We start from the raw sequence: 7,153 nt of genomic DNA on the forward strand, positions 1-7,153 counted from the left end.
ATGGTGACACTCCGTGAGCGGCCGGTTCAACGGTGTCGCAGCTCGGGGCTCTCGGATCGGAGGTTCGCGCCGCTGAGGGGGCGTCGCCTGTCGAACGCCCAGACGGCCAGCGCGCAGGCCGCGAATCCGGCGCCGAGGAGGCTGGATCCCACCCAGCCGTGGGCGGTGAAGACGGCGGTGGTCGCGGCGGCGCCGAGGGCGGAGCCGAGCGAGTAGAAGACCATGTAGCCGCCGATGACGCCGCTGGTGCGATCCGGGTGCGCGGCGGTGAGCAGTTGCTGGTTGCTCACGTGTACGGCCTGGACCGCGAAGTCGAGAACCACGATTCCGGCGATGAGGAGTCCCATCGACCACGGCAGTTGCGCGATCGCCGCCCACGAGAGGATGAGCAGGGTGAGCGCGAGGCCGGTGACCGGGGCCGCCCGTCCCGAGTCCGCCCACCGTCCCGCGCGTGCCGCGCCGAGCGCACCGGCGAGTCCGGCGATGCCGAGCAGCCCGATCTGGCTCTCGCTCAGGTGCCACGGCGTGTCCGTCAGCGGCAGGGACAGACCGCTCCACAGGGTTCCGAACGACGCGAACAAGAAGAACGCGATGAGCCCGCGCGTCAGGAAGACGCGCTGCCCGAACAGCTCGCCCAGTGAGACGACCGCCCGCCGGCCGGGGCGCTCCTCCGAAGGCAGGACGACGAGGACGAGGGCCGCGAGCCCCAGTGCCAGCACCGCGAGCACGGCATAGACGCTCCGCCAGCCCCACACCTCGGCGAGCGCGCCGGTGACGACCCGCGCGCCCAGGATGCCGACGACCACGCCCGAGGTCACGACGCCGATGTTCCGTCCGCGTTCGGCGGGCGGCGAGACCGACGCGGCGTAGGCCACCGTGGTCTGCACCACGACCGCGAACACCCCGGCCACCGCGAGCCCGGCGAACGCCACCCACGCGGCCGACGCCAAGGCCGTCAGGATCATGCCCACCGCGGTGAGCGCCAGGTGCACGGCGATGAGCCGGCGCCGGTCGACCACATCGCCGAGCGGCACCAGCAGGACCAGCCCCGCCAGATAGCCGATCTGGCCGATCGCCACGATCCACCCGGTCAGTTCCGCCGGAACGCCGAGATCGCGTCCCATCGGCTCCAGAACCGGCTGCGCCGCGTAGATGCTCGCCACAGCGACACCACACACCACCGCGAGCAGCGACCGTCGCCGCATGTCCATCGCACTCCCACTCTCGATTAGTAGCAAATTGCAACCAATTTGACCGTACGGCATAATGGTTTCAATTCGCAACTCATGGGAAGGTGCCATGTCGCCCACCACTGACCCCGGCTGGACCGACCCCACCTGCCCCGTCGCCCGTACGCTCGACCTCGTCGGCGACAGGTGGAGCCTTCTCGTCATCCGCGACGCGATGGACGGGGCGCGGTCGTTCACCGAGTTCCTGCGGCGTACCGGCATCGCCCGCAACATCCTCACCGACCGCCTCGGCAAGCTCACCGCCCACGGGCTCCTCGCCCAGCGCACCGCGCCGTCGGGCCGCCGTCAGGAGTACGTGCTCACCGACGCCGGCCGCGACCTCTTCCCCGTCATCCTCACCCTGCGGCAGTGGGGAGAACGTCACGCCTTCGCGCCCGGCGAACCCCACTCCACCCTGGTCGACCGGCACGGCGTCCCCGTGCCGGAAGTCGCGCCGGCCGGCGCCGACGGCACGTTCCTCGATGGCGAGACCACGCACGTGCGGAAGACCCGCTAGAGATCAACCGCGCCCGCTGGGCGACTCACTCGACGTCGGCGAGGTCGTTCTCGGGGAGCCAGTCGTGGACGGGGTCGTATTCCAGCCACCGGTTCCGCTCCGCCTCCGCCACGAAGGCGCTCACCAGGGTGTCCAGCAGCGGATGGGCGCCGTTGCCGCGCCACAGCAGCGACCAGGCGTACAAGGGAGTGGGGCCGGCCAGCGGGATCGAGCGGATCGCCGGGCGGGGCGGCAGCGGCACGTCCGCGGGCAGCAGGCCGAAGCGCCGGGTGCCGGCCGCCAGGTCGGCCAGGAAGTGCTCCAGTCCCAGGTTGGTACCCTCGGCGCGCTCGTGGATGCCGAAGGAGTCGGCGAAGCGGCGCAGGAAGTCCAGCCGATGCAAGGCGCCTGGTGCCCACAGCACGCCATCGCGCAGTTGCTCGGGGCGGATCGACGGCGCGTTCGCCAGGGGATGATCCGCGGCGAGGATCACGTCCACCGGCTCCAGCCGTACCAGGCGATGCGTCAGCCCGGCGGGCAGCGGAGCGTGGACGCGGCCGAAGGCGGCGTCCACGTCGCCGTGCAGGAGCGCGGCGATCACCGCGGGCAGGTCACGGCCGTGCCCCAGTTCCAGCCGCGGCTCGGCGGTGGTCACCTGTGCCAGCGTGCGCATGGGCGCGTACAGGTGGCCCCACACGTCGATCCGCAGCGGGCGGTGCGCCTCCAGCACCGCCGCCACGGCCTGGTCCGCGGCGGTCAGCGCCTGCCGGGCAGGCTCCAGGAACCGCCGCCCCGCTTCGGTGAGCCGTACTCCCTGGCCGCCGCGGTCGAACAGGCGCCGGCCGAGCGTGGACTCCAGGCGGGCGATCCGCTTGGAGAGCGCCTGCTGGGAGATCGACAGTTCCTCGGCCGCGTGACCGAAGTGCCCTCCTTCGGCGGTCAACACGAACGCGCGCACCTGCGCCAAGTCGAGATCCACGCCTGTCACCTTAGGTGACAACCGATGGTTGTCGGCCGGTCGCGACCGTTGTTGGAGTACACGACCCGGATGACGGTTCCATGGCCGCATGCGTAGATTGATCCCCACAGGAGATGCGGCGCGGCCGGTCGAGTTCACCCAGGACGCCCAGCCCACGCCCGCCCCGGGCGAGGTGCTGGTCAAGGTCGAGGCGTTCTCGCCGAATCGCGGGGAGACGTTCCTGCTGGAAAAGCCAGAACCCGGCCTGAAACCCGGGAAGGACGTCGCCGGCCTGGTCGTCCAGGCCGCCGCCGACGGCTCCGGCCCGCCGGCCGGCACCCGCGTCGTGGGCCATCCGGCGATGGGCGGCTGGGCCGAGTACGCGACGGTTCCCACCCACTCCGTCGCCGTCCTGCCCAACGAGATCACCACCGTTCAGGCGGCCGCGCTGCCGCTGGCCGGGATCACCGCGCTCCGCCTCCTCCGTACGGCCGGCGCCGTCGCGGGCAGGCGGATACTGCTGACCGGAGCCGCCGGCGGGGTGGGGCACTACCTGACCGAGCTGGCCGCCTCGGCCGGGGCGGAGGTGACCGCGGTGACCGCCACCGCCGAGCGCGGTGCGCGGCTGCGCGAGCTGGGAGCCGCGGCGATCGTGCACGACGTGGCCGCCGCGGATGGGCCGTTCGACGTGGCCATGGAGTCCACCGGTGGCGGCGCGCTCGCGTCCGCGCTGGCCAGGCTGGTCCCGGGCGGCACGCTGATCTGGTTCGGTCAGGCCGGCCGTACACCCGCGACCGTGGACTTCTTCGACCTGCTCGCCGGGCCGGAGAACGCCGTGATCCGGCATTTCCACTACGCCGGCGGCCCGTACGGCGGCGACCTGGCCACGTTGCTGCGACTGGTGGCCGGCGGGCGGCTGCACGCGGAGATCGGCCGTACCGCTGACTGGAGCCGGACCGCCGACGTCCTTGTCGACCTGCGGGAACGCCGTATCCGCGGCAAGGCCGTGCTGACGATCGGAGCATCACGATGAACGCCGCGGACTTCGCCGCCGCCAACCTGTCGCGCGCGACCGGAGCCGGGCTGGACCCGCACGAGTACCTGCGTGTCGCCGCCGAGCTGGGCGACCTGGACCAGTGGGGTCAGGCCTTCATGAGCGCCGCGCGCGGGCACCTGTCCCGCGCGGCGCGGGCCAAGTCGGCGATCTCAGCGGCCGGGCACCTCCAGGTCGCGGCGCGCTGGTTCCACTTCGCCACCCTGGGTCCGAACCGGGAGCACGCGCTCGCGGCGGCCGAGGCGGACACCGCCATGGGCCGCGCGCTGGACCTGCTGGAGCCGGGGGCGCGCCGGATCGAGGGCACGACCTTCACCGGCCGGCTGCGCGGCCCGGCCGACGCCGCGGCCACCGTGATCGTGGTTCCCGGGCTGGACTCCGGCAAGGAGGAGTTCCACGACGTGACCAGCGCCTTGCTGCGCCGCGGCGTGGCCGTGTTCGCCATGGACGGGCCGGGGCAGGGCGCGCTCACCGCCACCACCACCGTCCGCGCCGACTACCACCACGTGATCGGGCAGGTCATCGACGCGCTCGGCGCCGAGAGCGTGGGACTCGTCGGACTCAGCCTCGGCGGCTACTACGTCGCGGAAAGCGCCGCCAGGGAACCCCGCGTCGCCGCCGCCGTCACGGTCAGCGGCCCGTTCCGGCTGGACTGGGACGCCCTGCCGCCCCCGGTACGCGACCTCCTCACCCGGCGCGCCGGCGGTGAAGACGCGGCCCGCCGCTTCGCCGGGCAGGTGGACCTGTCCGGCCTCGCCCCGCGGATCACCTGCCCACTGCTGGTGATCGACGGCGGCCGGGATGTCATCCCCGGCGTCACCAACGGCGAGCCTCTGGCCCATCTGGCGTCCCGCGGACGGTACCTGCACCTTCCGCACGGCGACCACCTGCTCGGCAACGCCCGTCCCGACTGGCTGGCAGTGGCCGCCGACTGGCTTTCGGGGGAACTGACAGGACGCGTGGGCTGATGGCGGTCGCGGCATCTATAAATTGCGAAAGTTAGCAATCGCTCATTACATTGATCTCGCAAAGGGTTGCGGGAGAGATGGAAGCAGCGGACATGGACGACGCGTTCGGAGAGACGGTACGCCGGCGCATGCGATCCCTGCTGCCGGCGCGCGCCGACCTGGCCGCGATGGGCCGTCACCCCCGCCGTGACCTGCTCGCCGGGCTCACCGTCGCGATCGTCGCACTCCCCCTCGCCCTCGGCTTCGGCATCTCCTCCGGTCTCGGCGCCGCCGCGGGGCTGGCGACCGCCGTCGTGGCCGGGGCGCTCGCCGCCGTGTTCGGCGGCTCAGCGCTGCAGGTGACCGGGCCTACCGGCGCGATGACCGTGGTACTCGTGCCGATCATGCACGCCCACGGAGCCTCAGGCGTGCTCATGGTCGGGCTGCTGGCCGGAGGGCTGCTGGTGCTGCTCGCGCTGGCCCGCGCCGGACGGTACATGGCGCTGGTGCCCGCCTCCGTCATCGAGGGCTTCACGCTCGGCATCGCCTGCGTGATCGGCCTGCAGCAGGTTCCGGCCGCGCTGGGCGTGCCCGCACCGAGCGCGGATCGCGTCACGGTGGCCGCGTGGCAGGCCGTACAGGAGTTCCTGGACGCCCCGCACTGGCCCGCTCTGATCATCGCCGTGGCGGTGGCCTCGCTCATGCTCGTCGGCGCCCGGCTACGCCCCACCTGGCCCTTTTCCCTGATCGCGGTCGCGCTGGCCACCGTACTGGCCGAACTGGCCGTCCTGCCGGTGGCGCGCATCGGCCAGCTGCCCGCCGCGCTGCCCGCGCCCTCGCTGTCCTTCGTCGACCCGGGCGCGGTGCCCGGCCTGATGGCACCGGCTCTGGCGGTCGCCGCGCTGGCGGCCCTGGAATCGCTGCTGTCGGCTTCGGTCGCGGACGGCATGAGCGTGCGTCACCGCCACGACCCCGACAGGGAACTGCTCGGCCAGGGCCTGGCCAACCTGGCCGCGCCGCTGTTCGGCGGCGTACCGGCCACCGGGGCGATCGCCCGTACCGCGGTCAACGTCCGCGCGGGAGCCTCCTCCAGGCTGGCCGCGCTCACCCACGCCGCCATTCTCGCCGCCGTGGTGTTCGCCGCCGCCGACCTGGTGGCGCGCGTCCCGCTGGCCGCGCTGGCCGGCGTCCTGCTGGCCACGTGCGTGCGGATGGTCGAGGTCGGATCGCTGACCGCGATGGTGCGCTCCACCCGCTCCGACGCGCTCGTGCTGGTGCTGACCGCCCTGGCCACGGTCGCTCTCGATCTGGTCCAGGCGGTCGTGCTCGGGCTCGTCGTGGCCGGGGCGATGAGCCTGCGGGCGATCGCGGCCAGCGTCCGGCTCGACACCGTGTCGCTGCGATCCGATCTGCCGGACGACTCCGACCAGGAGCACGCGCTCCTCGCCGAGCACATCGTCGCCTACCGGCTGGACGGCCCGCTGGTGTTCGCGGCGGCCCATCGCTTCCTGCTGGAGCTGACCGAGGTCGCCGACGTCTCCGTGGTCATCCTGCGCATGTCACGAGTGACCACCATCGACGCCAGCGGCGCTCTCGTACTCAAGGACGCCATCACGCGACTGGAACATCGCGCCATCACCGTGCTCGTCTCCGGCATCCGCGACCAGCACCACCAACCGCTGCGGGCTCTCGGCGTGATCACCCGTCTCGATCGCGAAGGCCGTGTCTTCGCCGGCACCCCCGAAGCGATCACGGCCGCCCGGAGCCTGCTCCACGCCGACGGCCGCCTGCCGGCGAGCACCGCCCGCGACGGGTGATCCGCGCTCTTCCGCCGTCCCCCTCAGGGAGCGGAGGCGCGCAGGTCCTGCAGGAGCTCGGCCTGCTCGGTGAGCACGCCGGTGAGGATGGAGCGCGCCACGGCCAGGAGGTCCACGATCTGAGGGCTGGTGATGGCGTACGTGACGGTGGCGCCCGCCTTGTGACTCGTGACCAGGTTGGCGCGGCGAAGCACGGCCAGCTGCTGGGACATGTGCGCCGGCTCAAGGCCGACCTCGGACAGCAGCTCGGCGACCGAATGTTCGCGCCGGCTGAGCAGCTCAAGGATCCTGATGCGGGCCGGATGGCCGAGCGTTTTGAAGAACTCCGCCTTGAGCTGGTAGAGCGGCAGAGTCATGGCGCCGCCTCTCTCCTGGCCGCCGGCCTCGCGCCGGAGTTTCGGCCGTTGATCATCATCTCCGCAGTCTACGTACCTGCCAACCTCCGCAAACGCGCAGCCCACAGGACCGGGCACCCATCCCGGCATCGACATCATGATGTAATGAATTAACTATTTGCGCAATTGGTGCCGACCGCCACTGCGTCCAAGAACGGAGACCCCCCATGGAGATCGAGCAGACGGCGCTGCCGGGCATCGGGCTCAAACACGAGTTCACCTCCAGCGCGGGCCGCAGGATCGGGGTGGTCTCCCAC

At 72.2% G+C, this 7,153-nt stretch carries 7 protein-coding genes; 4 read left to right on the top strand and 3 right to left on the bottom strand.

What is annotated here, in order from left to right:
- Positions 1 to 26: 26 nt before the first annotated feature.
- On the bottom strand, positions 27 to 1,265 hold the full coding sequence (locus tag ACIBHY_RS40775; RefSeq protein WP_397309542.1) for an MFS transporter: 1,239 nt from the start codon (positions 1,263 to 1,265) through the stop codon (positions 27 to 29).
- 34 nt (positions 1,266 to 1,299) lie between these two features.
- On the opposite strand from ACIBHY_RS40775, the gene ACIBHY_RS40780 reads away from it, so the two are divergent.
- Positions 1,300 to 1,746, top strand: a complete 447-nt coding sequence (locus ACIBHY_RS40780; protein WP_397309543.1) for a winged helix-turn-helix transcriptional regulator — start codon at positions 1,300 to 1,302, stop codon at positions 1,744 to 1,746.
- 25 nt (positions 1,747 to 1,771) lie between these two features.
- Here the strand turns inward: ACIBHY_RS40780 and ACIBHY_RS40785 are convergent, their stop codons facing one another.
- Positions 1,772 to 2,704, bottom strand: a complete 933-nt coding sequence (locus tag ACIBHY_RS40785) for a LysR family transcriptional regulator (RefSeq protein ID WP_397254277.1) — start codon at positions 2,702 to 2,704, stop codon at positions 1,772 to 1,774.
- Between the two features lie 88 nt (positions 2,705 to 2,792).
- On the opposite strand from ACIBHY_RS40785, the gene ACIBHY_RS40790 reads away from it, so the two are divergent.
- The 3 genes from ACIBHY_RS40790 to ACIBHY_RS40800 all read left to right on the top strand — a co-directional run bounded on the left by ACIBHY_RS40790 (position 2,793) and on the right by ACIBHY_RS40800 (position 6,501).
- Positions 2,793 to 3,716: a zinc-binding dehydrogenase gene (locus ACIBHY_RS40790; RefSeq protein WP_397309544.1), complete on the top strand. Its 924-nt coding sequence runs from the start codon at positions 2,793 to 2,795 to the stop codon at positions 3,714 to 3,716.
- Positions 3,713 to 4,705, top strand: coding sequence for an alpha/beta hydrolase family protein (locus tag ACIBHY_RS40795; RefSeq protein ID WP_397254281.1), 993 nt, complete (start codon positions 3,713 to 3,715; stop codon positions 4,703 to 4,705). Before ACIBHY_RS40790 ends, ACIBHY_RS40795 begins: the two co-directional genes overlap by 4 nt.
- 92 nt (positions 4,706 to 4,797) lie before the next feature.
- Entirely contained in the window at positions 4,798 to 6,501 is a 1,704-nt protein-coding gene (locus ACIBHY_RS40800) for a SulP family inorganic anion transporter (protein ID WP_397309545.1), read from the top strand.
- A 23-nt stretch (positions 6,502 to 6,524) separates the two neighbouring features.
- On the opposite strand, the gene ACIBHY_RS40805 is transcribed toward ACIBHY_RS40800, so the two are convergent.
- Positions 6,525 to 6,857 carry an ArsR/SmtB family transcription factor gene (locus ACIBHY_RS40805; protein WP_397254284.1) on the bottom strand — a complete coding sequence of 111 codons (333 nt, stop codon included), beginning with the start codon at positions 6,855 to 6,857 and terminating at the stop codon, positions 6,525 to 6,527.
- Positions 6,858 to 7,153: the final 296 nt, after the last annotated feature.

The organism is Nonomuraea sp. NPDC050547 (assembly GCF_044457345.1).
Classification (GTDB): Bacteria; Actinomycetota; Actinomycetes; order Streptosporangiales; family Streptosporangiaceae; genus Nonomuraea.